The following is a 23074-nucleotide window of genomic DNA, read 5'->3' as shown; positions in this document are numbered from 1 at the left end:
CGGCCCCGCCAGGGGCGCCCACCACCTCAGCCCTACCGCACTCACTGGCCCTATCGCTCAGGCCCCACCACCGGCCAAGATAATTGTCATCGACCGGCCAAGATAGTTGACATCAGACAGCGCGTGCCGCCTGGAGACTCTTTTTCGACCGCGAGCGCTTTCCATTGGCGGTTTTCGCGCTGCGGCCCTGCTTGGCGCGGCGTACCAGGATAAAGAGTGCGCGTAGCGGATTGCTGCGTACCCAATCGCCCTCGCCAAGCGCTGTCGGCGTTTCGGTCGCCTTTTGAAACAATGTCTTGCAACCGATCCATCGCTTATTCAGGCGAATGTAATCGCGCCCGCGAATCCGCCCGACCCAACGCCAGCCGAGGCGCTCGACCTCGCGAAAAAACGGCACTTTGAATCCCGAATCGGCCACGATGATCGGCGCCGCTCCCGCGGGCAATCGCTGCGCCAAACGTTGCAGGAAACGGTGTTGTACGCGGCGATTGCCGAGGTCGCGCTGCGGATGGACTTCTTCATAGAGCGTCAGCGAGCGCCCGCCGACCGCCAACGAGGCACGCAGCAACTGCAGCGATTGATCCTCCTTCAGGTCCGACCAGTCCACAATAATCACCGGCTCGCGCACTTGCGCCACGGCGACCTGGGTCATCGCCGTATAGATCGAGCCGGCTTCGCGGTGCAGGTGCGTATTGCCGAGCAACCGATCGGCCCGCTTGATCTTGTGGCGGAGCGATGCGTCGCCCCCGAAGCGCCGACCCACGTCGGTGAGCGTCAGCCGGGGTCCGACGATGCACGAGGCGACCGCCTCGAACAGCGTCGCCAGGCGGCGCGCATGAATGTGCGTTAGCAACGGGCTCAGACATTGGCGTAAAATGGTGATCGCGTGCATGGGGCGGTTCCTGGCGGGTTTGGTTGCTTACCGGGTAACCATATAGCCCCATGCATGCTCAATTCCAAGCCTCGCAAGAGGCTCGCAACCTCTTGTTTTATAAATAGATGTTCTGGGGATACCTCAGGGTCTGTCCCTGATTACCCGTCCCTGATTACCCAGTCCCTGATTACCCAGTCCCTGATTACCCTCTGATTACCCTACTCTGCATCTATATGATTGATGAAGCCGCAGCCGCAAGCCTAAGTCTCGCGGAAGCCGGACTTGAGTCGCGCGATGGCATTCCATATGCTCCCTCATTCACCTGAGGTTGAAACGCTCACCAACGAAATCATGTCACTTCGATCAAATTCATCGGACTCACGAGGAAATCTCGGAGCGGTTCGGCGGAAACATTGCTGCAATTGCCGATGATGCAGCACGTCGTCGGGCCTCGTCGAACCGTCCCGTATGGAAGGCAAAGACGCCGGACCGCCGCCCGGCGCGGCCGGAACGCACGCAGATCGAATAGAGGATCGAGACCATGGAAAATTCGCTGCCCGCGGCGGTATTCGCTTTGACCATGGTGGCCCCCGCGGCCCATGCCGCAAAGAACATGATTGTCTGTCGGGACGCCAACGGAGAAGCCTATTTTACGGATGTCCGCTGCCCCGCGGAGACGACCCGGGAAGGCACACGCAGGGTCCCGCAGGCCCAGACCTATAATGGCCGGCAGAGCATCAATACCGACCTCAGTGCAGGAAGGTCCCGGTGGCGTGGGGCGAGAGGCGCCCCGACGGCGGCAGCGTAGGATCGCGGCAGAGTCCTTGTTTTGTGCAACGAACATGGATGGTTGTGGAACATGCGATTGCGAGATCCGACAATGATAAAGATACCCTTCCCAAACATGGCGCTGAACGATGTCGCCCTTGATGCAGCGGCCGCTCCTAGAATGTTTAATACACGTATCGTTCAGAAAGGTGACGAGCCGTTTTGGCTTCTAACGAATGTCAAGTTAATCGCCGGGGGGGCTCCCGGTGGAAAGATTCGGGGATTAGTCATCCACTGTCATGGGGTTGTGAGTAGTGCTGGCGGGGCTTTTTCCGGACTCAGCCTCGGCACCGGCATCAGCATCGATGATCTCAAACATTTCACTATCATTCGAGGGGTGGTTGAGCGTATCTATATCGACGCCTGCCAAGCCGCAGCGGGAAGCAGCGGCCAACGTTTTTGCAAGAAGATGGCAAAGGCTGCCGAAGCGGTCGTCTACGCCGCGGATACCGACCAGAAAACGAGTGTCGCAGACTACCAGTTTCTTTTTAAAGGCGGCGTAATTGACGGCTTTGAAGGACAGATCTGGCGGTTTGACAAAGAAGGTAACGCGAGACGGACTGCACCGACCCCTGCAGACAACTCTGGTCTTTCCGATCTCCTGGACTGACCATCCGGAGCAGGCTTCCGGTCGGGCAATCGGGGATATTACGGCCCACGGTGTCCGCCCTCGGCAACAGACGGCGAGCCGCGGGCGGGCTTTGCCCCCGGCATGCCCGAACGGCGGTACCGGGCTGCGTCTTCTCCGGGGGATAATTGACCCCGGCGCGACGACAGGAGACCGGAACCCGCCGCGGCCGGGGGGACGCTCCTACCGGCGCAGGGGCCTTGATCATCGTTCCGGCCCCAGCGCTGGGTCGGTTGGCCTTCGTTCAGGCCGACCAACTGAGAGCGCCGCACCCCAGTGCGGCCCGGCCGGTCCGCAGCACGCAACGCATCGGTGGATCGCGAGATCACGCCGCACTGGGGTGCGGCGCTCCCAGTCGCCGGGATTCGGACCAAGGCCGGCGGCGCGTTTGGTTCAGCCATAAGAGAGGTTCCCGTTGGCTCATTCACCGCGACCGCACACAGGCGCCCAGGCGCTGGACGAAAGAATAGGCTATCCAAGAATCTCAAGGCGTCTTCAGGCCCTGCTGATTGACGGCTTGATCGTGCCTATCTCGGCGATCGGAGCATTAATCCTGGCGCCGCAGCTTGGGTTGCATGGCGTTTACGCGGCAGGCACGGCGGCTCTGGTGGTGTTTATGCTGGAGCCCTTTCTGGTATCTGTCACCGGTGGTACTTTGGCACATCACCTGTTAGGTCTCCGCGTGGTGAACAGGCGCAGCGGCGGCAATATCGGAATTTTTGCGGCCGGGGTGCGCTTTCTCGCGAAAACGCTATTGGGGTTGTTTTCTCTTGCCTCCATCCTGCTGACCAGGCAGCATCAGGCGATTCATGATGTGCTGGTCGGATCGCTTGTAGTGCTGAAACATCCGGAGCAACTGCCGGCACATGAAGTGCTCGGAGAACGACGGGTAGAGCAGCAGGAGCATGGGTATCTCTACCCCTCGCGAGCACGGCGGATTCTGATGATCGTCATTTATAACGTTCTGGGTCTTCTCGCTATTGCCATCGTCTCGGCATCTTTGATCTCAGAGCGGTGCGGCCTGTCCGGCCGCTGCTCCAGTGCGGAAGATGCATTGAATGCCGTGCTGTCCGTGCTGTGGATCGCCGGCGTGGTGGCGTCGATCGTTCTTGGCTGGCAAGGGCGCCTGATCGGGTCCCGGCGACGGGTGAAGGACCCATAGGCGCCCCAGGCCTGCGCCCGGTGCGACCCTCGCCATGGCTGAAGCTTTGGACTGCGGTTCTAGCGGCTGCCTGGCCGTTGGGCCAGAACCAGCCAGCCGGCGACGGGCTCCCCGGCATCCAGGCGCAAGACCACCGGCTCCAACTGCAGTCCGGCAAGGTCCGACGACCCCCACAGCGCCTCCAGATAGGCGCGGGAATGGGCATAGCGGCCGTGGTGCTGCAAGCGATAGTCCGCCGTCTCGCCCGCACCAAGCGCCTCCACCGTGAAGCACAGCCAGCCGCCCGGACGCAACGCGGCGGCGGCCGCCGCCATGGCCTCATCCAGTGCACCGAAGTAGACCAAGGTGTCCGCGCAGACGATAAGATCATAGCCCCCGGGGTGTTGCAGCATATAGGCGCAGAGTTCCGCCTGATGCAGGGCGTCGTAGACCCGGCGCCCGCGCGCCTTGCCCAACATCCCCTGGGAGAGGTCGACCCCGGTCAGCGTCCGGGCGAAGGGTTTGAGCAGCGCCGCGCACAGGCCGGTCCCGCAGCCGGCGTCCAACACGTCGAGGTCGGCCGCGGGCTCGCCCACGCGGGCCGCGACGGCCGCGCCGACCAGGGTGGGTGCGCGGTATTCCAGGAGCGCCAGCCGGGAATCGAAGCTCTTGGAAAAATGGTCGAAGATACACTGTACATAGGCGTCGGAGGCCCGCGCCGGAACGCCCTCCCCGGTGCAGGCCGCCAGATGGTGGAGGGCCTTGGGGTTGTCGGGATCTTCGGCCAGCCACTCCCGATAGATCTGTGCGGCCCGCTCGGGTTGTCCCAACCGACAGTGGGCGTTGCCCAGCATCTCGCGGGTAAAGGCATTGCTCGGTTCGCGCACCAAGGCCTCGCACGCCTGGGTGACGGCCTCCTCGATCCGCCCCTGCCGGAAATAGAGACCGGCCAGGGTATTCCTGGCCTCGCTGAAGTCCGGGGCCAGTTCGATGGCACGCAGCAGGCGGCGTTCCGCCTCGGGGTAGCGGCGCAGTGCCTTGCAGAGCACCGCATAGTTGTGGAGCGCATCCGGACGATCGGGGTCGAGCACGAGGGCCTGGCGGTATTGCCGTTCCGCGTCCTCAAAACGCTCGTTGTCGAGGAGTAGATTGCCGTAATTGCTGCAAAACCCGGCATGATCGGGCACCAGTTCGACCGAGCGGGCAAGCAGGCGCAGCGCCTCCTCGTCCCGCCCCTGGTCGTGCGCCAGGACGCCCATGAAGTGCAGCGCGTCCGGGTGGTCCGGCGCCAGGGCGAGCACGCGCCGATAGATCTCCTGCGCGTCCGCGTGATGGCCGGCGCGGTGCAGTTGCGTCGCGACCTGCAGTGCATCCTCAATGGCCAGGGGCTGGCGCAGATCGATCTCGCGGGGGGGTTCGGGGACGGATGTCATAGTGAATCAAGAGGCTCCGATGCGATTCAGAAATAGACCGGATCAACACTCGCGCTCACTGGCGGCTGGCCCCCCGCCCTGGGGCGCCGGGTCCTGCGCGCCCGAGGCCCGCAAGGCGACCAGATGGCTGCGATAATGGACACGGCTGCGCGCGTGCAGCCGCACCTGCCAGGGGACCGACTCGCACTCACCCACCAGTGACAGCCCGGGCACCGCCAGCGGGTGTGCGCCAGGGGTCAGCAGGGTGCGCAGGAAGGGCTCGGGGTCGCCGCGGGTCGGCCCACGCTGGGAGTGACCGCCGATCCAGCACTCCAGCGGGGTCGCGGCCGGGGACCAATCGTAGGGGGTGGAAAGGATCAGGTCGCCGCCCGGCGTCAGGACCCGGGACAGGCCCTGGAGCAGGTCGCGCGGCGAGGCGACGCAGTCGAGCACATTCAGCGCGGCCGCCAGCCCGAAGCGGTGCGGCTCGAAGGGCAGGGCCAGGGCGTCGCAGGCCCAGAAGTCTACCGCCGCGGCGCCGGGCAGGTCGACCGGGAAGTCGCGCCGGTCGTAGATGATACCGATCCGGCGCCGGGGATAGCGCACCGCGCCGTGGCGCAGCACCCGCTGGGCGAGTCGCAGCATGGCGACGTTCAGATCCACCCCGAGCACGGGTCCGCCGGTCGCCGCGGCCAGGGCAAAGCTGGTACGCCCGACCGCGCAACCCAGATCCAGGACCGGTCCCGCGGGCGGCGCGGACAGCAGCGCGAGCCCCTGCGCCAGACAGTCCAGGAGCGAGCCGCCGGGGGCCCCGTCCGGTTGCTCCAGCGGGTCCAGGTCCGCGTAGTGGCCCCAGGCGTAGCTGCTCAACTGCGCCCGGGTGGCGTCGAAGGCGCTCCCCGGGCCGCAACTGTCGCCGAGCAGTCCCTCGATGGTCGCGCTGAGATCCTCGCGCATGGACACCTGAAAGAGGTGGTCGCTGAGAAAGCGGCGCAGGTCCGGGACCAGGAAGGGGATCGCGTCGATGATCGGGTATTCGAGGAAACAGTCTGGATCGGCGCAGTGCAGCACGCCTTCGATGATGTGCCCGGCCTCCTCGTGCAGCACCTGCCCGATCACGAGCGGCGCGAGGGCGCCCCGTGCGGTCAGGCAATAGGGGCACACCGGCCGGAACAGTTCAAAGTGGCCGCGGCGCATCGGCGGCGCCCTACCGCGTCCCGGGGCCGGGCGCCGGGCCGAGGGCCGGGTCAGCCACCGATATTCACCTTGGTGCAGCAGGGCGGCAGCACCTTGCCGGTGGGGCTGGGGATGGGGGCGACACAAGTGGCGTGGGCCGTGGGGTCGTTGACCCGCGCCGCGGGCAGGAACCCGATCGTCACCTTGGTCGACCCCTTCGCGATCACCCCCGGACCCGCCGGCACGCAGGACGGGAGCATACAGGGGAGCGACTGGTCGGAGACCCGGGCGGCCGGCATCAAACCGATCATGACCTGGGGGCACCCGGTGATGATGGCCAGGGGCAGTGCCGGATGCGGCATCGGCGTGGGCGAGGGCCCCGGCGGATGGATCGGGGCATGGCAATGGGGGACATCCTGTCTGATCAGGTCGCCGAGGCGAGCGGCAAAGGGCATGTGAACCTCCGCGCTGAATGACGGTGCAGAAACGATGATCCGCGGCCCGGGGGGCGGGCCTCTCGCCCGGCGGGCGGACGCAAGGCCCGGCCCTCCCCGGTGCCGCGGCGGGTAGGCCGCCGGGCCGAAATCTTCTAGACTGTAGCACCGATTCAGTGGACCGAGGGACCCGCGTGCCAACTCAAGCCGCTCGCCAAGTCGCCGTCAGCTCGCCCCTGGGCGAGGATGTGCTCCTGTTCCGGCGCCTGCTCGCCCACGAGGAGCTTGGCCGGCTGTTCGAGTTTCGGCTCGAGTTGCTGAGCGAACAGCACGCGCTCAAGTTCGACGATCTGCTCGGCAAGAACATGACGGTACGCCTGTCCCTGGCCGACGCGGGCACCCGTTATTTCAATGGCTACGTCAGCCACCTGAGCTACCAGGGCAGCAGCGGACGCTACGCGCTCTATACGGTGGTCCTGAAGCCCTGGCTGTGGTTCCTGACGCGCACCGCCGATTGCCGGATCTTCCAGGACCAGAGCGTCCCCGAGATCGTCAAGCAGGTATTCCGGGATGCCGGTTTCAGCGGCGCCTTCCAGGACTCGCTCAGCGGCAGTTACCGCCCCCGGGAGTATTGCGTCCAGTATCGCGAGACGGCCTTCGACTTCGTCAGCCGGCTGCTGGAGCAGGAGGGTATTTACTATTATTTCACCCATGAGAACGGCAAGCACAACCTGGTGCTCGCGGACGCCTACAGCTCGCACGGCCCTGTTCCCGGCAATGCCACGGTCACCTATCTTCCCCCCGATCGCCACCGCGAGCAGTTACAGGAGACCATTTCCGACTTCACTATCGGCCGGCAGGTGCAAAGCGGGGGCTACTCGCTCAGAGACTTCGACTTCAAGGTACCTCAAAAAGACCTCGACAGCGTCACCAAACAGCCTTGGCCGCATGATGGCGGCGACCTGGAGGTCTTCGATTACCCGGGGAACTACACCGACCGCGGCGACGGCGACCATTATTCGCGCATCGGCATGGAGGTGTTGGGCGCCCGCCAGGAGCGGGTCAGCGGGAGCGGCAACGTGCGCACCCTGGCCGCCGGCTCGCTCTTTACGCTCACCGGGTTTGCGCGTGCCGATCAGAATCGGGAATACCTGCTGCGCGCGACCGACTACTGCATCGCGAGCGACGACTACGAGACGACGGCGGCAGCACAGACCGGCCTCGACGTCAAGGTCGACTTCACGGCCATCGCCGCCACGGTCCCCTACCGCAGCGAGCGGGTGACCCCCAAGCCGATCGTGCACGGCCCCCAGACCGCCATCGTGGCGGGCAAGGCGGGCGAGGAGATCTGGGTCGACCAGCACGGGCGCATCAAGGTCCTGTTCCATTGGGACCGCTATTCCAAGGCCGATGAGACCAGCTCCTGTTGGGTGCGTGTGGCCCAGGTGTGGGCGGGTAAGCGCTGGGGCGCTCAGGCACTGCCGCGCATCGGTCAGGAGGTGATCGTCGATTTCCTCGAGGGCGATCCGGACCGGCCCATCGTGACCGGGCGCGTCTACAACGGCGACTGTATGCCCGGCTATGAGTTGCCCGCCAACGCCACCCTGACCGGTATCAAGTCCTGCTCCAGCAAGGGCGGCGGCGGCTTCAACGAACTGCGCTTTGAAGACAAGCAGGGCGAGGAGCAGGTCTTCATCCATGCGCAAAAGAATTTCGACCTGCGAGTCAAACACGATCGCTTCGAGTGGATCGGCAACGACCGCCACTTGATCGTCACGCGCGACAAGCTGGAGGAGGTGAAGAACAAGCGCCACGAAAAGGTGGGGACCGACCATCTCGAAGAGATCGGCGGCGACCGTCACCTCAGGGTCAAGGGCAAGGAGGCGATCGCGGTCAGCGCCGGCCGCACGGTCAAGGTCAGCGGCGACATGGTGCACGAATTCAAGGCCAATCACTCGGAGAAGACCGGCGCCCAGTACTTCCTGAAGGCGCTCGGCATCGTCATCGAGTCCTCGTCCGGGATCACCCTCAAGTGCGGCGGCAACGCGGTCGTGATCGACCCGTCCGGCGTGACCATCAAGGGTTCACTGATCGTCATCGACGGCGCCCTGATCAACATCGCCTCCGGCCCCGGGTCACCGCCCAGCCCCGGCACGCCCGGCACGCCGGTGTCCCCGCTCGCGCCGAGCGCGGCGGCGGAGGCGGACCAGGCCGACCCGGGTGAGGTGTCCAGGATCAAGGCCGAGCAACGACAGCGCAAGACCGGCAAATACGGCAGCGTCCAGGTCAAGCCATACCGGGCGCCGGGCCCGGGCGGGGGGGACAGCACCCAGTGGATCGACATCGAACTGGTCGACGAGGCCGGCAAGCCGGTGCCCGGGGAGCCCTACGAGATCACCCTGCCCGACGGCACTCTGGCGAGCGGCACCCTGGACGAACGCGGTCAGGCGCGGGTCGCGACCGTCGCGTCCCACGCGTCCGGACCCTGCCAGGTCTCTTTCCCCGCGATCGATCAGGGCGCGTGGGAGGACTCCTGAGGAGGTGCCGGTGGGCGCGGCGGCGCCGTCCACCAACGCTAGCGCGGGGTTCGGTGGACTTCACTCCCGCTCACCAACCCTCCTGACAGGAGTCGATCTTGGCGCCGACCGCTTGCCGTCCGCGGGTCTATAATCCCGGCGCAACAACCTTACCCGGCCGGTCGGCCCGCGGGGCGGCCGGGTCGATCCAGTCACGACGATGTGGACCTACCGGTATGCTGATCCATCAAGTCAGTCAGGGCGAATGCGTGAGCAGTATCGCGAAGCAGTACGGCTTGCGCGACTGGCAAGCGATTTACCATGACCCCTCCAACCAGGCGTTACGGGCCAGGCGGCCCAATCCGAACCTGCTCTATCCCGGCGATATCGTCAGGATCCCGGACAAGGCCGCGAGGCAGACCGACCAGCCGGTCGGCCAGCCGTGCACCTTCAAGGTCAAGGGTCGGCGCATCCACCTGCGCCTCCTGGTCGAGGAGTTCGACGGTACCGCGGTGGCGGGCCGGGACTATCACCTCGAGGTGGGGACTGAGGTCTTCACTGGCCGCACCGGGGGCGATGGCCTCGTCGAACACGAGATTGCGGTCGATGCCGATGCGGGGGAACTGACGGTATGGCTCGACGACGAGCAGCAGACCGCACTCTACTGGCCGCTGCGGATCGGCTTTCTGGACCCGCACGACGAGCTCCCGGGGGCCCAGGAGCGGCTCAACAACCTGGGTCTGGACAACCTCGCCGACGGCGCGACCGATGACCGGTCCCAGGCCGCGATCAAGGCCTTCCAGAGGCAGCACGGGCTTGCCGAGAGCGGAGGCCTCGACGCTGCGACCAAGGACAAGGCCAGGGCCGTCTACGGTTTTTAACGGGGGGTGATCCATGGCCGACGTGAGCCGGGCCGGCGACGGCCAACAGAACAAGAACCGACTCCGCTTCAGGCGGGTCAAGGTCTATTTCCAGCGGTTTGCGGGTAAGATCGCAGAGGCGGGCCAGCGCGGCGTCAGCGCTGCACCGCAGTACAAGGTGCGCATCGACGGCCGGATCACACAGTTCGGCACGCTCGCGACGGATGGCAGTGTCGAGGTGCTGGTCCCGGGCGGGCGGGTCGCCGTCGCGATCGAGACCCTGGGCACGACCTACGCCTTGGAGGTCCTGAATGGAATCGCGCCGGAGACGGACATCGCGGGCCAGTTACAGCGACTGACGCTGCTCGGCTATTACGCGGGCGACCTGACCGGGGCCTTCGATGCCCGCACCGATGCCGCCCTGCTCGACTTCCAGGCGGACCACGGGCTCGACCCGGACGGTGGACTCGATCGGACCGGATTTCCCGACACCAAGCTCGGCGCGACCACCTACAACAAACTCAAGTCCGTCTTCGGGGAGTAGCGGCGATGGCCATCAATGCCAAAGTGTACAAGGAGTTGCGCCTGGTCCCGGTGCGCTTCGAGCGCGCGGCCACGGGGGCGGCGGACAGCACCATGCCGGACCTGGACGACCGTGGTCACACGGCCAAGGTCCCGGCGGTCAACGGACTCGGCGCCTCGCCCGAACTGCGCGGCCCAGTGGTGGGGGTACAGAAGGACCAGAGCATCCGGCTGCGGCTGGTGCGCGCGTCGATCGACCCGGCCGCCCCCCTGTATCTGGTCAGCAGCGACGAGACCGTGGTGACGGTCGAGACCCCCGCCAAGGGCACCCCGGTGGCCGCCGGCGCCCACACCGCAATCGCACTCAAGGGCCAGTCCTACACCGGGACCACCCCCAAGTCGGCCGAGGTCCAGGTGCGGTTCCAGAGCGACCAGGGCCCCATCCTCGGCGTGCTCACTGTCTATGTGTTCAGCCCGCTGCCCGTCGCCGTGACGCCCCATCTCGTTACCATCAACAACCCGGCGGGCAGCGGGGGCGTGGCCCCTGCCATCGACCTCGAGGCGCTCATGACCCAGACCAAGGCGATCTGGGCCTGCTGCGGGATCAGCCTGGCGGTGCAGGCCGCGCGGGCCTGGTCGGTCAACCTCCCGAGCGCCAATCTGCTCCGCTTCCCGGACGACTTCAGCCGCCTCACCGCGGCCAACTTCAACCCGGGCACGATCAACGTCTATATCGTTCGCGAGGTCCTCGGTGCCTGCGGTGTGGGCCTGAGTCGCAGCGTCGTCACGAACGTGCCCGGGTACGCCGGACTCCAGCCGGGCGTCTATCTGGGCGAGGTCTGCGGCGGCGGGCGGACGAGCCCCTGGGGGGCGAACGACCTGGCCCACGAACTCGGGCATTTGTTCTCGCTCTGGCACCCGAGCGACGGGCCCACGACCGGCACCCTGCCCCCCGCCGGCTGGCCCTGGGCCAGGTACGAGACCTGGTCCATGCGCCTCTTGATGCACAATTGGACGCAGACCGCACGCCCACCCTATGATGCCCCGCCCTGGGCCGACTACGACGACGTCGGTTATGGGGCCGAGGTTCGCGGTGCCCTGATCCCACTCAAGGAGGTACGCACCGGACGCGACCAGGCCGGCCGCGACGCCCATGGCGTGCTCGCCCGCAATTATGTCAAGACCGGTACCATCTACTGACCCGGCCGGGCCGGGACTAGCGACCCGACACCGGGGACGCGCGCCGGCCGCGACCGCCTGGCTTCTGTTTGCGATTGGCCTGTCGGCGGCGCCGGCAGGGGGGAAACCGAGATGTCCGACCTGACGACTGCCGTGCTCGACGGGGACCTGCGGGCCTCGGCCATCGCGCGCGAGCAAGGGTCGGTCGCGGTGCCGGAACTGACGCGGCTGCTCGGCAACCCGGACCCCTGGGTGCGCATCGTTGCCGTGCGCTCCTTGGGCGAACTACCGCAGCCCCCGGCGCTCGCGGCGCTGCTGCTGACGGCGGCCGACGCGGACGGCATGGTCGCACGCGAGGCGATCGAGCAACTGGAACGCTACCCCGACCAGCTCGAGGCCGGGCGGTTGCTCGCCGCGCTCGAGCGTGCACCGGACCCCACCGCGCGCCGCCTGCTCTCGCTCGCGCTCGGGCGCACACCGGTGAGCGACGAGGACCTGGCCAGGCTCGCCGCCCGGTGCCAGGGTGAGCGGGTCGAGGAGGCCAAGACCGGCTGTCTCGCCGCCCTCGCCCGGACCGGCAATCCGGATGCGCAGGCGGCCTTTGGGCGGCGGGTCGACGCCGCGCGCGGGCGCGAGCGGGTGGAGATCATTCGGCTCCTGGAGTACATCGGCCGGCGCTGGGTCATCGACACCCTGAGCGGGATGCTCGACGACCAGGACGACGCCATCTTCCTCAACCTGGAGATCGCGCCCGATCAGCCCAGGTTCATGCGCGTCTGCGACCTGGCGGCGGGCGCCATCATCCGGATGACCCGGGCCCAGGTTTCGTTCGCAGCGGCGCTGCCGACCAGGTACAGCGCGGCGCAGCTCGATGAGGTGCGCCGGATCGCACCATCGCTCTTGCGGGAATAGACCCATGCCCACCTATCTCGGCGCGGGGTTCGCAATCGACCTTCCGGATGACGCTGTCGACGCCTCCGTGTATGCCTTCGCGTTTCCTCAAGGACGGCCATTTACCCCGACCCTGGTCATCCGCAGCGAGCGTCATGGGACGCCGCGGCCCTTGGCGGACTATGTCGACGGGCAGGTGGCGCTGCTGAAGGGCGCGACCCCGGGGTTCGAGGTCCTGCGCCGCCGCGCGGGCCGGTGGCACGACCGCGCGGCGCTCGACCTGCTCGTCGAGTCCGGCGAGCCGGGTGCGCGCCTGCGCCAACGCCTGGTCTATGTCGATGGCGCCGGTCAGCCGCAGCACCTCTGGTGCCTCACCGCGACCGATACCGCGGACAGCTTCGAGTCCAACGAGGGCCTGTTCAACCGGGCCATCCTGAGCTTCGTGCCACGCAGCCCAGATCCGCCGACCAGTCGAGAATCGGCATTTGATTTGGGACATAGACAGGATCAGTAACGACCCAAGAATAGGTTAAACACGAGGACAATCGTTGTCGTTGTCGTCGTCGTCGTCGTCGTTGTCGTTGTCGTCGTCGTCGTCGTTGTCGTTGTCGTTGTCGTTGTCGTTGTCGTTGTCGTTGTCATTGTCGGAGAAGCGATGCAATTTGGCGTGTGAGAGAATCCTCTGGCCGCTACGATAACCTCGATTACGATTACGATTACGACAACGACAACGACAACGGTGCCAAAGGCATTCCCTAATGGACTTGTTTAACTTATATTACCTACTTGTTCAATCGTCCGGCTGCTATCGGGACCCCCGCTTCGCGGTCCCGGCGGCCGGCTGCTGACGCAAGGGCAACCGATGCGCGCCACCCCCGAGATCCTGCGCCTGGCCTACCGGGACTTCGCCTATGAGCGGCGCATCTCGCTGTGCTTCGTACTCGCGCTGATGGCGGTGCTGGCCCCGCTCCTGATCCTGTTCGGGCTCAAGTTCGGGCTGGTCGATACCCTGGCCCAGCGGCTGGTCCAGTCCCCCGCCAACCGGGAGGTCCAGCCGCTGGGGAGCCGCGAGTATGACCAGGCATGGTTCGACCGGGTCGGGGCCCGCCCCGATGTCGCCTTCCTCGTCCCCAACACCAGGCGCATCGCGGCCAGCCTCAGCCGGCTGCTCAACCCGGGCACCGGCCAAGACCTGCAGGTCGTCTCCATGATCCCCACCGGGGCGGGCGATCCACTGCTCCCCGCCGGGCTGGCCGTGCCGACCGGGCTCGCCGAGCTGGCGCTGAGCTTCGGTGCCGCCCGCACGCTCGGGGCCCGGGCCGGTGATCGCCTGGTGGCGCGCATCGACCGCCGCCGCGGCGAGCGCGACGAGCACGCGGTGTGGGAGGTCGCCGTCAGCGCCGTCCTGCCGGAGGGCGCGCTGGGGGAGGAGGCGGCCCTGGTCGCGCTGCCCTTGCTGGTGGCCACCGAGGACTACCGCGACGGCCGGGCGGTACCCGCGCTGGGTTGGGAGGGCACGGCGGCGCCGACGGCGCGCGGCTTCGCCCGCTTCCGGCTCTATGCCGCGAGTATCTACGCGGTCGCCGGACTCGCCGCGGACCTGGCCGCGGACGGGGTGCAGGTGCGCACGGCGGCGGTGGAGATCGCCGCCATGCAGGGCCTGGACCGCAACCTGTCGCGGGTCTTCTGGCTGATTGCACTGATCGGCAGCCTGGGGTTCCTCGCCTCGCTCGCGGCCAATCTGCTGGCCAACGTGGAGCGCAAGCGCCGGGAGTTGGCGGTGGTGCGCCTGATCGGCTTCCCGACCCGCAGCCTCATCCTGTTCCCGGTCGCCCAAGCGGTGCTGGTGGCCCTGCTGGGGGCGGGCGCGGCGCTCCTGGTCTATCTGCCGGTGGCCGTCGCACTCAATTCCTGGTTCGCCGCCAGCCTGCAGGCCGGTGAGTCCATCTGTCGGCTCCTGCCGTCTCATCTGCTGAGCGCGCTGGCCGCGACCCTGCTCGGTGCCGCCGCGGCGGCCGCCTGGGCCGGGTGGCGGGCGGCGCGCATCGAACCCGCGGAAGGTCTGCGCGATGTCTGACAAAGTAACAGGTCAAGAACCAGTCAGACCCAATCGTTGTCGTTGTCGTTGTCGTAATCGTAATCGGAGAAGCGATTCACTTCGGGGCGCGAGAGAATCCGGGGCGCTACGATAACCTCGATTACGACAACGACAACGAAAATGGCGCTACAGTGCAGTCCCTAGTGGAATTGCTTAACATATTAATGAACCTATTTAGCCGCAAATGAACGCAAATGAACGCAAATCAAGACCTCCGCGGGCGTACGCACGGCGGCGCAACAGGCCCCCCGCGGCGACGCGGATGCAGTACTTCAGCGACCATGCCGCGCTTCATCACTCAGCACAAACCCTGAGCGGACGCTCAAGCGCCGGCGGATTGCCGCTCGCTCTTTCTTCATTTGCGTTTATTTGCGTTCATTTGCGGACACAGTTCTTGCTGGCCCTCGCCGCCCTGTGGTTCGGTTTGACCCCGGCCCTGGCGCAACCGCCCGCGCCCGCGGCGGGACCCCAGATCACCTGGCCCGAGAAGCTCTACAACCCGGCCCCGGCGGCGGACGACCTGATCCTGCCCCTGGCCTGCGGGGGCGCCATGGCCTTTCGGCCGGTCGCGATCCCGGGCAGTGGACTGCTGGACGACCGCCCGGTCGAACTCGGTCAGGCCGACGCTGCACGCGGCTACAAGGAGGGCCGGCGGCTGAGTCACCTGGCCGGGGCCTTCAGCGAGCCGGGCGCCGCCGCGCGGCGCTATTACATCGCCAAATACGAGACCACCCGTGACCAGTATGCCGCCCTCACCGCGGCGACCTGCCCCACGCCGTCCATGCGCGGGCGCCTGCCGGTGACCGCCGTGAGTTGGTTCGACGCGGTGGACTTCTCGCGCCGCTATACGGAGTGGCTGCTTACCCAAGCCCCCGCCGCCCTGCCGCGCGAGGACCAGGAACCCGGCTTCCTGCGCCTGCCCACCGAAGAGGAATGGGAGTTCGCCGCCCGCGGCGGCCTGGTGGTGGACGAGGCGGACTTTCTGGCCCCCCTCTTCCCCATGCCGGACGCCGACCTGGCCCGCTACGCCTGGCACGAGAGCACCGGCTCGGCGGCCGGCGAACTGCACCCGGCGGGACTGCTCAAGCCCAACCCGCTGGGGCTCCATGACGTGCTCGGCAACGCCGCAGAGATGACGCTCGCCCCCTTCCACCTGGACCGGCGCGGCCGACCCCACGGCCAGGCCGGCGGATTCGTCAGCCGCGGCGGGGACTACCTGACCGCCCCGGGTCAACTGGGCAGCGCCGCACGCCAGGAGTACAACTATTTCAACGCCGCCACCGGGCGCGCCAAATCGCTGGACAGCCTGGGCTTCCGGTTGGTCGTGACGGCCCCGGTCATCGTCTCCGCGGGGCGTCTGGACGCCATCAAGGAATCCTGGTCCGGCTTGCCGAGCCTCACCGGCACCGGAGATGTCCGGGCGGACGCGGACCAGGCCCTGGCCGAGTTGCAGCAGGCCGCCCGCCAGTCCCAGGACGAGGCCCTGCGCACCCGGCTGGAGCTCATCCAGCGCAACGTCGAACAGGCCCACGCCGGCCTCAACGAAGCGCGCCAGCGCACCGTGCGCGCCCTGGTGCGGATGGGCGCTTTCATGGGCAAGCGGGTCGTGACGGATGCCAAGCGCGCCGAGGTGCTGCGCGGCCTGATGCGTCTGGCCCAGGACAATTTCGCGGCCTTCAGCACGCAGGCGCAGGGGTCACGCGACGGCCCCCGGCTGGTCGCCGAGGCGCGCGCCGCCCTCGCGGGGAAGATGGACAAGTGGACGCTCAATCTCGCCGAGATCGAGCAGGGCATGAGCTACAGTCTCTCCTACTACGGGGACATGGTCGTCAGCGTCGCGCGGGACTACAGCGAGCGGGAGATCGCAAGCGAACTCAAGGTCGTCGAGGCCGAACTCAAGGCCAAGGACAACGCCTACCTGATCCCCTATGCCCAGGTCTTCGCCCGTCACCTGGCGGCCTATCGGGACAGCGGGGCGGCCGACAAGGCGCGCTGGCAGCAGGACCTGTTGCAGCTCGAGCCGGGGCAGCAGCCTTGAACATACCCAGGCTGGGACTGGTGCTCGTCGTTGCGTTCAGCGTCCCCGGCTGCGGTCCCGGCGAGCAAACCCGGACCGATCAGCCGCCGGCCGAGGTGGGGGGCTGCTTCACGATCGCGGGGCTGCCGATCGGCGGGTGTGGTGAGGACTTCGGCTACAAGGGCGCCTTCAGCGCTGAGGAGGCGGCCATGCGGGCACAGGCCCGCAAGTTCGATCGAACGGTCTGGGAGGGGGCCTTGATCGGCACCGTGGCCGGTGCCGCGATCGGCGTCCTGGCCGGCGGCGACGCCAAGGACGCGGTCGGCGGGGCCGTCCTTGGCGCCAACCTCGGGGTCATTGCCGGGGCCTACGTCGCCCAGTTGCAACAACGTTATGCCGACCAGGAGGATCAACTCAACGCCATGATTACCGACGTGAAGACCTCCAACCGGGAGACTGAGGCTTTGATTTCCCAGGTGCGCGCGGTGATTGCCGAAGACCGTCGCCGGCTGGCCGCCGTTCAGGAACGGGTGGCCCGCGGCGCGGCGACCAACGCGGACCTGCTCCAAGAGCGCGGTCACGCCTGGGCCAATCGCCGGGTGGTTGAAAAGGCGTCCCAGGGGGGCCAGGACCAGTACCAGGTGTTTGCGGGTGCCACCAGCCGCTTCCAACAGCAGCATCCCGGCGTCACAACCGCCGGCCTGGCGGCGGAACTCACAACCTATCGCGCCAAGCTCGAGACGCTCGACACGCTGGCGGCAAGCATGGGGAAGGCCTGATCCCGGGTCGGACTTCAGATACGCGGGCGGGTCTCGTCAATGGCAAGCAGGCGCAGCCGGGCGTTACCCATGCTGATGAGGTCGCCAACCTGGAGGTGCTGTTCGGACAGGACCCGGCGGTCATTGACGAAGGTTCCGTTTGCGCTCTCCAGATCGGTCAGGGTCAGGAGGACGCCCGGCTCCCCAGGCACGACGGTGAGCTTGGCATGTTTGCGCGAGACACAATCGTCGGCGAGTTGAAGGTCCGCATCGTCCCCGCGCCCGATGATGGCGCAGCGCCGCACCTGCACCCGGCGCTCACCACCGGGGCCGTTCGGCAACTCGATGAACAACCTGATGTCGGCCTCGCGGACGGTGCTGATGATCGTGGTTCGGTCCAGACCCGCGGCAGGCTCCGGGATCCGGGTCTTGGGTTCCAGGTCCGGCCCCGTGCCGTTGATCAGGGCGAGCAGGCGGACCGCGGCCAGCGCGGGATCGACACGAAAGTCGATGTATTGGAGGGTGCCGAGTCGGATATGCAGGTCATAGGGGTCACAGGCGCGCGCCATCACCGGGATGACGCGACCACGCAGATGCTCGAGCGCCCAGTGTGTCTCGGACTGAACCCACTCCGACTGCTGGGCGTCCGGGGACAGGACGACGATAAACCAGTCGGTCTGGACCAGGGCGGTGCGGATCTGCTTTTCCCAATCGGCGGCCGCGCGCAGGTCGGTGCCGGAACACCAGGCGAGCATCCCGGCGTCGGTGAGGATCGGCTTGAGGTACGCCAGCACGAATCCCAGGTCTTTGCTGGAGTGGCTGATGAAGATCTGCGTCATGACAGGATTCCTGCGATGGCGACCGCGGCGGGGTCAAAAGCGATAACCGAAATTCACCTCGAAGCCACTGATATCACCCTCCCCGCGGGTGTATTTCACGCCGATACCGAACGGGTGGCTGGAGAGATTGGGCTTGCGTTTATCGGCCGCGCGCCGCGGACCGATACTGAATCCGATCTCCTGATAGTTGTTGGGTTGCTGTGCCCAAGCGGTGTTCATGATGACCCCTGTAGTATTGGCAAAACCATGGCAACCGGATGATCGCACGAGACGTGTCCGCCGGCGAGCGAATATCCTGGGGGCCGCGTCAGGGGCCGGTCGCCGCGCTGCCGGTCCAAGCCCGGACCAAGTGTATAAAGACTCCCCTACTGACGTCAAGGCTTTCGGTGGCCGACCGCGACCGACCGCCGTAAACCTCAAGTGCTCGGGTATTATCCACCCTTAAAGAGTACGCCGTGCAATCGGCAACCCACCCCAGCGGTTGTTGGGACAAATCCTGACGAGGTACCAGAAATGAGACGACCTTTGCTGATGCGCCTCGGCGGCCGCGTGCTGATCACCCTGACGGCCGCGCTGTCCGGCGCGGGCTGCGTAACACCCGGCGACCTCCAGGGGGCCGCGGGGGCCGCGTCCGGCTGGCTCCCGAGCCTCGGCAGCGCTCAAGCCAGCCGGACGCCCACGGACGACACTGCCGACGCGTCGCTGACCCCGGCCGAGCGGCGCCTGCGCGAGCAGAGCCGGGCCTTCCAGAAAACGGTCTGGGAAGGGGCGCTGATCGGCGCCGGTGCCGGCACCCTGTACGGTCTGCTGCGCCGCGAGCGGGCGCAAGACGTGGTGAGGGATGCCCTGATCGGCGGCGCCGTGGGTGGACTCGCCGGGGTCTATATCGCCCACAAACAGCAGCAGTACTCGAGCAAGGAGGATCAACTGGACTCCATGATCGCGGATGTGCGCAAATCCAACGAGGAGACCCAGTCACTGATTGTCAGCGTGCGCCAGGTCATCGCCGAGGACAAGCGGCGCCTCGCCGCGGTTGAGCAGCAGGTGCGCAAGGGCCAGGCGTCCCAGGCCCAGTTGGCCGACACCCGCCGCCGCCTCGCCGACAACCAGCGGGTCGTCGCCCAGGCCAGCAGCGGCGCCCGCGAAAAGCAGACCATGTTCCAGGGTGCCGAGCGCCAGTTCCGCCAGGACCACCCGGGCACCGACACCGCGCGGATGCAGCGCGAGCTCGACACCTACAACAAGAACCTCAAGACCCTCGACAGTCTTGCGCAAAATGTTTCAGTCGCTTGAGGGGCCTGATCGTGATTGATACCCAAAGTACGCAGGCCGCGCGCCGACGCCCGGGCCGGTCGCGCGGGGTGGCCGGCATGGCAGCGGCGCTCTGGCTCGCCGGCTGTGCGACCAGCGAGGACCCCCATCAGGGCGGCTTCGTCAGCGGTGTCGTGGGTCTGGCCGGGGGCGGCTACCAGCGCCGGATCGACGACCGCGAAGGGGCCTACCAGGGGGAATTGAGCGCCCAGCAGCGACTCCAGGCGCAGGCCCGGGACCTGGAACGGGAGCGCGCCGCGGTACGCACGGATCTGAACCGTTCCCAGGCCCGCCTGGCCGACCTGGAGCGGCGCCTGGCCCAACAGCGGGCGCAGTTGCGGACCGCCGGCGGCCAGTCCGCGCAACTGCGGCGCCTCAACCAGGCCCAGGCCCAGGTCACGCGCACCAAGGGGGCCTTGCGCGGGGTCCATCCGGACCAGCAGCCGGTCGGCGACCTGAAGGCACGCGCGGCGGCGATCCAGCGCGACCTGGATCAGATCGACGACCTGGTCGGGACCGTCTCCGGCAAGTCTTTCTAAACGTCCGGCGGGCGCGGCGGGCCTGGTGCGAAGTATCGGGGTGAGAGGGCACGCAGGCCGGATGTCGTTGTCGCTGTCGTTGTCGTTGTCGTTGTCGTTGTCGTTGTCGTTGTCGTTGTCGTTGTCGAGGTTATCGTAGCGCCTCAGATTCTCTCGCACTCGAAATTGCATCGATTCTCCGATTACGACAACGACAACGACAACGAAGCGTCGCGGCGGGACGCCGCTCCCACGGGCAAGCGGCGCCCCGGCCCCGGCTACTCCACGCCGGTGCCGCGGGTGTTGAATGCAACCTTCCAGCGCTGCGCGCCGTCGGCGATGGGGATGGCCGTCAGTTCCAGGGTGCCGACCTCGCTCACCTGTGCCTGGAGCCGCACCGGGACCACCTCGCCGCGCTTGCGGCCCTCGGCGGGCAGTTCGGTCTGGATCTCTTCGAGTTCAGCCAGTTCGTCCGCGGGCCAGTCGGCCAGCAGCTCGCCGACCTGATCGTCGCGGCGCACGTTGGAACTGAAGAAGCGGAAGCGCACCAGTTCGCCGACCACCAGCCCGAACTCCTGGGGCGGGCTGACCGGCTCGGACCCCTCCTCCAGACCGAAGGGCACGAGACAGAGCGCGTGCAGTTCGGGGTCGAGCCCGGGGATGGCGGGGGCCGCCGCCTCGATGCCGACATAGTAGGCGTGGGAGGTGCCGCCGCGGATGCGCACCCCGCCGTGGTGGCGGGCGTGGACATAGAAGGCGGCGCCGCGGGCGACGGCGAGATCAAGGTCGCGCGCGTCCAGGAGGCGCGCGGGCGGCGCCCGCTCGGCCGTGAGCCAGGCGTTGATGATGCGCATGACCCGGTCCTGCAACACCACCGGCTTGAAGACACCGCCGTTGAAGAGGATCGCGGTGGGGTGCAGGAAGCTCGCCCCCGCGGCCGGCTGCGCAAAGCCGTTCAGGTCCTCGGTGGCGCCGGCCTGGCGGGCGAGGAAGGCGGCCAGGTGCCGGGTCACGGCCGGGTCTTGGGCGTAGGGCAGGCTGACCTGGGTCAGGGCGCTGCGGGCGCGCGTCATGGGCCGGGCGTTGGCCGCGACCTCGGGGAAGAAGCCCTCGACCAGGGTGGTCGTCACCTCCTCCTGGGTCAGTTCGGTGCGGATGCTGCCGCCGATCAGGCGCGACCCGCGGCTCGGCACCACCACCGGCACCGAGCGCAGGTCCGCGTCACCGAGCAGGGTCTCCTTGGCCTGGCGACAGCCATAGGTCAGGGCCTGGAACTGCCAGCGGTCCAGTTCCACCCCGTCGGCCTTGAGCTTGGTGCGCACCAGGTGGGCGAGCGTGAGATCCATGTTGTCGCCGCCCAGGAGGATGTGGTCGCCGACCGCGATACGGGTCAGCTCCAATGCCCCCTCCTCCTCCGTGACCGCGATCAGCGACAGGTCCGTGGTACCGCCGCCGACATCGACCACCAGGATAATGTCCCCGACCCGCGCCTGGGTGCGCCAGTTCCCATGGCTGTCGTTGACCCAACTGTAGAGCGCCGCCTGGGGCTCCTCCAGCAGGACCAGGTTGGCGATACCGATGGCGCGGGCGGCCTCGGCGGTCAACTCCCGGGCCGCCGGGTCGAAGGACGCCGGCACCGTGACCGTGACCTCCTGGGCCTCCAGCGGCTCCTGGGGATGGGCGACGTTCCAGGCCTCCCGCAGGTGCGAGAGGTACTGCACGCTGGCGGCAAAGGGCGAGATCTTGGTCACCTCGTCCGGGGCGCCCTCCGGGAGGAAGGCGGCGCGCCGGTCCAGATCCGGGTGACAGAGCCAGGACTTGGCGCTCGACACCAGCCGGATCGGGGTCGTGGACCCCTGGGCGCGGGCCAGGTCACCGGCGACGCGGCTCGGGTCACTGGGCCAGGGCAGGGTCAGGTCGACCGGCCGGAACTCCTCCGGGTGGGGCAGATAGAGGAAGGACGGCAGCAGCGGGCGGTCCATCACCTCACCCGGGGCCGTGAGCTGGGGGATGGGCAGGATCGCATCGACGATGGTGTCCCCGTCGCCCTCCTGCGAGTCGATGTAGGCCAGGGCGCAATGGGTGGTCCCCAGATCGATCCCGATGCAATAGCGGGCCGCGCTCACAGTTCCACCTCCGCCGGTGCCAGGATGCCCAGGTCGCGCCCGCTCACCACCTTGGGCAGGTGCAGCTCGGTGGCGCGCCAGCCGCCGTGGACCAGGGTGCCGCGGAAGGGCGGCTCACCCACCAACTGACCGGTAATGCGGACCTCGGCCGGGTCGAACCCGGCCGGCAGGGTGACCCGGCCGCCCTCGGGCTCGGTCCGCACCGGGGCAATGGTCACATGGTCGTCCAGCACCCGCCGCAGCCCCTGGTGCACGACCCGGGCGGCGGCGCCGACCTGCTGGTCCGAATAGTCGGCGACGTCCTGCTGGAGGAAGTCCACCAGCCGCGCCTCCTTCTGGAAGAGCCCGAGGAGCAGCAGGGCGGAATCCGGCGGGGCCTTGTCCAGGGTGGCCAGCGGGGCCGCCGGCACCGTCTTGATCGGCAGCGGGGCGGGTGCCGCCGGGGGCAGCGCGCCGGTCTCGCCCTGGGGGGACGTCGGGTCGAAGCCACGGTTGAAGGCGCGGGCGAACGCCGGGTTGTACAGGGCGCGCCCGAAGACCAGCAGGGCGATACCAAGGTGCCGGAGCATCCGGCCGGTCCACTTGGCGGCGATGACGAGCCACTTCACGAAGGACCGGGCGGCGGCGTGCAGCCGCTGCGCAAGGCTTGACTGGGGGTCTGGCATAGGGGTTCCTCTTGGATGCCGGGAGGGGCGGCGACGGGCACCGCGACAGACTGCGCATGATACCGCGGTCGCACAAGCCCGCTGGGCTTTTGCGACATCTGATCATGGTTCCGGCCACTCGCCCTTGCGGCGACTCGTCGCGGCTAACGGTCATGGCACCCGCGCCACCCCGGAACATGAAAGTCCTCTCGACCGCTAGCTCGATGGCCAGCGTGCGGGGCGGCGTAGTCAGGGCTTCCAGCCCTGACTGTTCCAGCCCCGACACCGTCAGGCCAGGATGG

The 23074-nt window shown here is 67.5% G+C and carries 23 protein-coding genes; 13 read left to right on the top strand and 10 right to left on the bottom strand.

The features are described from left to right. Window positions 1–112: 112 nt before the first annotated feature. Window positions 113–892, bottom strand: coding sequence for an IS4 family transposase (locus tag QZY48_RS19700; protein WP_295434366.1), 780 nt, complete (start codon window positions 890–892; stop codon window positions 113–115). Between the two features lie 360 nt (window positions 893–1252). Next, window positions 1253–1489 carry a hypothetical protein gene (locus QZY48_RS19695; RefSeq protein WP_295434364.1) on the bottom strand — a complete coding sequence of 79 codons (237 nt, stop codon included), beginning with the start codon at window positions 1487–1489 and terminating at the stop codon, window positions 1253–1255. A 265-nt stretch (window positions 1490–1754) separates the two neighbouring features. Between QZY48_RS19695 and QZY48_RS19690 the strand changes: the two genes are divergently transcribed. After that, window positions 1755–2312: a hypothetical protein gene (locus QZY48_RS19690; protein ID WP_295434362.1), complete on the top strand. Its 558-nt coding sequence runs from the start codon at window positions 1755–1757 to the stop codon at window positions 2310–2312. Between the two features lie 433 nt (window positions 2313–2745). After that, window positions 2746–3492 carry an RDD family protein gene (locus QZY48_RS19685; RefSeq protein WP_295434360.1) on the top strand — a complete coding sequence of 249 codons (747 nt, stop codon included), beginning with the start codon at window positions 2746–2748 and terminating at the stop codon, window positions 3490–3492. 59 nt (window positions 3493–3551) lie between these two features. On the opposite strand, the gene QZY48_RS19680 is transcribed toward QZY48_RS19685, so the two are convergent. From QZY48_RS19680 to QZY48_RS19670, 3 genes are read right to left on the bottom strand one after another with little or no spacing between them, the layout of a single operon-like run. Then, a complete protein-coding gene (locus tag QZY48_RS19680) occupies window positions 3552–4904 on the bottom strand; it encodes a tetratricopeptide repeat protein (RefSeq protein WP_295434358.1) in 1353 nt (450 codons plus the stop codon). A 42-nt stretch (window positions 4905–4946) separates the two neighbouring features. Further along, window positions 4947–6080 (bottom strand): methyltransferase domain-containing protein, encoded by a 1134-nt coding sequence (locus tag QZY48_RS19675; RefSeq protein ID WP_295434357.1) that lies wholly within the window; start codon window positions 6078–6080, stop codon window positions 4947–4949. 50 nt (window positions 6081–6130) lie between these two features. Beyond that, window positions 6131–6514 carry a PAAR domain-containing protein gene (locus tag QZY48_RS19670; RefSeq protein WP_295434355.1) on the bottom strand — a complete coding sequence of 128 codons (384 nt, stop codon included), beginning with the start codon at window positions 6512–6514 and terminating at the stop codon, window positions 6131–6133. A gap of 173 nt (window positions 6515–6687) precedes the next feature. Here QZY48_RS19670 and tssI point away from each other — a divergent pair, with 173 nt between their 5' ends. The 6 genes from tssI (at window position 6688) to QZY48_RS19640 (ending at window position 12975) form a co-directional block, all read left to right on the top strand. Next, window positions 6688–9030 carry a type VI secretion system tip protein TssI/VgrG gene (gene tssI / locus QZY48_RS19665; protein ID WP_295434353.1) on the top strand — a complete coding sequence of 781 codons (2343 nt, stop codon included), beginning with the start codon at window positions 6688–6690 and terminating at the stop codon, window positions 9028–9030. 215 nt (window positions 9031–9245) lie between these two features. Beyond that, on the top strand, window positions 9246–9890 hold the full coding sequence (locus QZY48_RS19660) for a peptidoglycan-binding protein (protein ID WP_295434351.1): 645 nt from the start codon (window positions 9246–9248) through the stop codon (window positions 9888–9890). A gap of 13 nt (window positions 9891–9903) precedes the next feature. Continuing rightward, window positions 9904–10413, top strand: a complete 510-nt coding sequence (locus tag QZY48_RS19655; protein WP_295434350.1) for a peptidoglycan-binding domain-containing protein — start codon at window positions 9904–9906, stop codon at window positions 10411–10413. A gap of 5 nt (window positions 10414–10418) precedes the next feature. Then, window positions 10419–11591: a hypothetical protein gene (locus QZY48_RS19650; RefSeq protein ID WP_295434348.1), complete on the top strand. Its 1173-nt coding sequence runs from the start codon at window positions 10419–10421 to the stop codon at window positions 11589–11591. A gap of 111 nt (window positions 11592–11702) precedes the next feature. Further along, on the top strand, window positions 11703–12482 hold the full coding sequence (locus QZY48_RS19645; protein WP_295434347.1) for a HEAT repeat domain-containing protein: 780 nt from the start codon (window positions 11703–11705) through the stop codon (window positions 12480–12482). Window positions 12483–12486: 4 nt separating this feature from the next. Then, complete coding sequence (locus QZY48_RS19640; protein ID WP_295434345.1) at window positions 12487–12975, top strand: DcrB-related protein; 489 nt, start codon at window positions 12487–12489, stop codon at window positions 12973–12975. On the opposite strand, the gene QZY48_RS19635 is transcribed toward QZY48_RS19640, so the two are convergent. Next, window positions 12969–13103 (bottom strand): hypothetical protein, encoded by a 135-nt coding sequence (locus tag QZY48_RS19635; protein ID WP_295434343.1) that lies wholly within the window; start codon window positions 13101–13103, stop codon window positions 12969–12971. The two genes, QZY48_RS19640 and QZY48_RS19635, sit on opposite strands and share 7 nt — an antisense overlap. A gap of 220 nt (window positions 13104–13323) precedes the next feature. Between QZY48_RS19635 and QZY48_RS19630 the strand changes: the two genes are divergently transcribed. From QZY48_RS19630 to QZY48_RS19620, 3 genes are all read left to right on the top strand, one after another. Further along, complete coding sequence (locus tag QZY48_RS19630; RefSeq protein ID WP_295434342.1) at window positions 13324–14538, top strand: FtsX-like permease family protein; 1215 nt, start codon at window positions 13324–13326, stop codon at window positions 14536–14538. Between the two features lie 415 nt (window positions 14539–14953). Next, window positions 14954–16597 carry an SUMF1/EgtB/PvdO family nonheme iron enzyme gene (locus QZY48_RS19625; RefSeq protein ID WP_295434341.1) on the top strand — a complete coding sequence of 548 codons (1644 nt, stop codon included), beginning with the start codon at window positions 14954–14956 and terminating at the stop codon, window positions 16595–16597. Continuing rightward, the gene (locus tag QZY48_RS19620) at window positions 16594–17355 is read left to right on the top strand and encodes a hypothetical protein (protein ID WP_295434340.1); all 762 of its coding nucleotides are present in this window, start codon (window positions 16594–16596) and stop codon (window positions 17353–17355) included. Before QZY48_RS19625 ends, QZY48_RS19620 begins: the two co-directional genes overlap by 4 nt. 14 nt (window positions 17356–17369) lie before the next feature. On the opposite strand, the gene QZY48_RS19615 is transcribed toward QZY48_RS19620, so the two are convergent. Further along, window positions 17370–18173, bottom strand: a complete 804-nt coding sequence (locus tag QZY48_RS19615; protein WP_295434339.1) for a TIR domain-containing protein — start codon at window positions 18171–18173, stop codon at window positions 17370–17372. Window positions 18174–18206: 33 nt separating this feature from the next. After that, window positions 18207–18392: a hypothetical protein gene (locus QZY48_RS19610; protein WP_295434337.1), complete on the bottom strand. Its 186-nt coding sequence runs from the start codon at window positions 18390–18392 to the stop codon at window positions 18207–18209. A 294-nt stretch (window positions 18393–18686) separates the two neighbouring features. On the opposite strand from QZY48_RS19610, the gene QZY48_RS19605 reads away from it, so the two are divergent. After that, window positions 18687–19466 carry a hypothetical protein gene (locus tag QZY48_RS19605; RefSeq protein ID WP_295434335.1) on the top strand — a complete coding sequence of 260 codons (780 nt, stop codon included), beginning with the start codon at window positions 18687–18689 and terminating at the stop codon, window positions 19464–19466. A gap of 11 nt (window positions 19467–19477) precedes the next feature. Next, window positions 19478–20023, top strand: a complete 546-nt coding sequence (locus tag QZY48_RS19600; RefSeq protein WP_295434333.1) for a hypothetical protein — start codon at window positions 19478–19480, stop codon at window positions 20021–20023. Between the two features lie 257 nt (window positions 20024–20280). Here QZY48_RS19600 and QZY48_RS19595 read toward each other — a convergent pair whose 3' ends face one another. Continuing rightward, on the bottom strand, window positions 20281–22128 hold the full coding sequence (locus QZY48_RS19595) for an Hsp70 family protein (protein ID WP_295434331.1): 1848 nt from the start codon (window positions 22126–22128) through the stop codon (window positions 20281–20283). After that, window positions 22125–22793: a DUF2760 domain-containing protein gene (locus tag QZY48_RS19590; RefSeq protein WP_295434329.1), complete on the bottom strand. Its 669-nt coding sequence runs from the start codon at window positions 22791–22793 to the stop codon at window positions 22125–22127. The genes QZY48_RS19595 and QZY48_RS19590 overlap by 4 nt, the downstream gene beginning before the upstream one ends. Window positions 22794–23074: the final 281 nt, after the last annotated feature.

The organism is uncultured Thiodictyon sp. (assembly GCF_903828115.1).
In the GTDB taxonomy this organism is placed as follows: Bacteria; Pseudomonadota; Gammaproteobacteria; order Chromatiales; family Chromatiaceae; genus Thiodictyon.
The sequence above is the reverse complement of the archived record's forward strand: the minus strand, read 5'-3'. Positions and strand labels throughout refer to the sequence as shown.

Bases quoted from the DNA above. Each gene is read 5' to 3' on its own strand.
- QZY48_RS19700 (WP_295434366.1), bottom strand. From the start codon at position 892: ATGCACGCGATCACCATTTTACGCCAATGTCTGAGCCCGTTGCTAACG.
- QZY48_RS19695 (WP_295434364.1), bottom strand. From the start codon at position 1,489: ATGTTCTTTGCGGCATGGGCCGCGGGGGCCACCATGGTCAAAGCGAAT.
- QZY48_RS19690 (WP_295434362.1), top strand. From the start codon at position 1,755: ATGATAAAGATACCCTTCCCAAACATGGCGCTGAACGATGTCGCCCTT.
- QZY48_RS19680 (WP_295434358.1), bottom strand. From the start codon at position 4,904: ATGACATCCGTCCCCGAACCCCCCCGCGAGATCGATCTGCGCCAGCCC.
- QZY48_RS19675 (WP_295434357.1), bottom strand. From the start codon at position 6,080: ATGCGCCGCGGCCACTTTGAACTGTTCCGGCCGGTGTGCCCCTATTGC.
- QZY48_RS19670 (WP_295434355.1), bottom strand. From the start codon at position 6,514: ATGCCCTTTGCCGCTCGCCTCGGCGACCTGATCAGACAGGATGTCCCC.
- QZY48_RS19660 (WP_295434351.1), top strand. From the start codon at position 9,246: ATGCTGATCCATCAAGTCAGTCAGGGCGAATGCGTGAGCAGTATCGCG.
- QZY48_RS19655 (WP_295434350.1), top strand. From the start codon at position 9,904: ATGGCCGACGTGAGCCGGGCCGGCGACGGCCAACAGAACAAGAACCGA.
- QZY48_RS19650 (WP_295434348.1), top strand. From the start codon at position 10,419: ATGGCCATCAATGCCAAAGTGTACAAGGAGTTGCGCCTGGTCCCGGTG.
- QZY48_RS19645 (WP_295434347.1), top strand. From the start codon at position 11,703: ATGTCCGACCTGACGACTGCCGTGCTCGACGGGGACCTGCGGGCCTCG.
- QZY48_RS19640 (WP_295434345.1), top strand. From the start codon at position 12,487: ATGCCCACCTATCTCGGCGCGGGGTTCGCAATCGACCTTCCGGATGAC.
- QZY48_RS19635 (WP_295434343.1), bottom strand. From the start codon at position 13,103: ATGACAACGACAACGACAACGACAACGACAACGACAACGACAACGACG.
- QZY48_RS19630 (WP_295434342.1), top strand. From the start codon at position 13,324: ATGCGCGCCACCCCCGAGATCCTGCGCCTGGCCTACCGGGACTTCGCC.
- QZY48_RS19615 (WP_295434339.1), bottom strand. From the start codon at position 18,173: ATGACGCAGATCTTCATCAGCCACTCCAGCAAAGACCTGGGATTCGTG.
- QZY48_RS19610 (WP_295434337.1), bottom strand. From the start codon at position 18,392: ATGAACACCGCTTGGGCACAGCAACCCAACAACTATCAGGAGATCGGA.
- QZY48_RS19605 (WP_295434335.1), top strand. From the start codon at position 18,687: ATGAGACGACCTTTGCTGATGCGCCTCGGCGGCCGCGTGCTGATCACC.
- QZY48_RS19590 (WP_295434329.1), bottom strand. From the start codon at position 22,793: ATGCCAGACCCCCAGTCAAGCCTTGCGCAGCGGCTGCACGCCGCCGCC.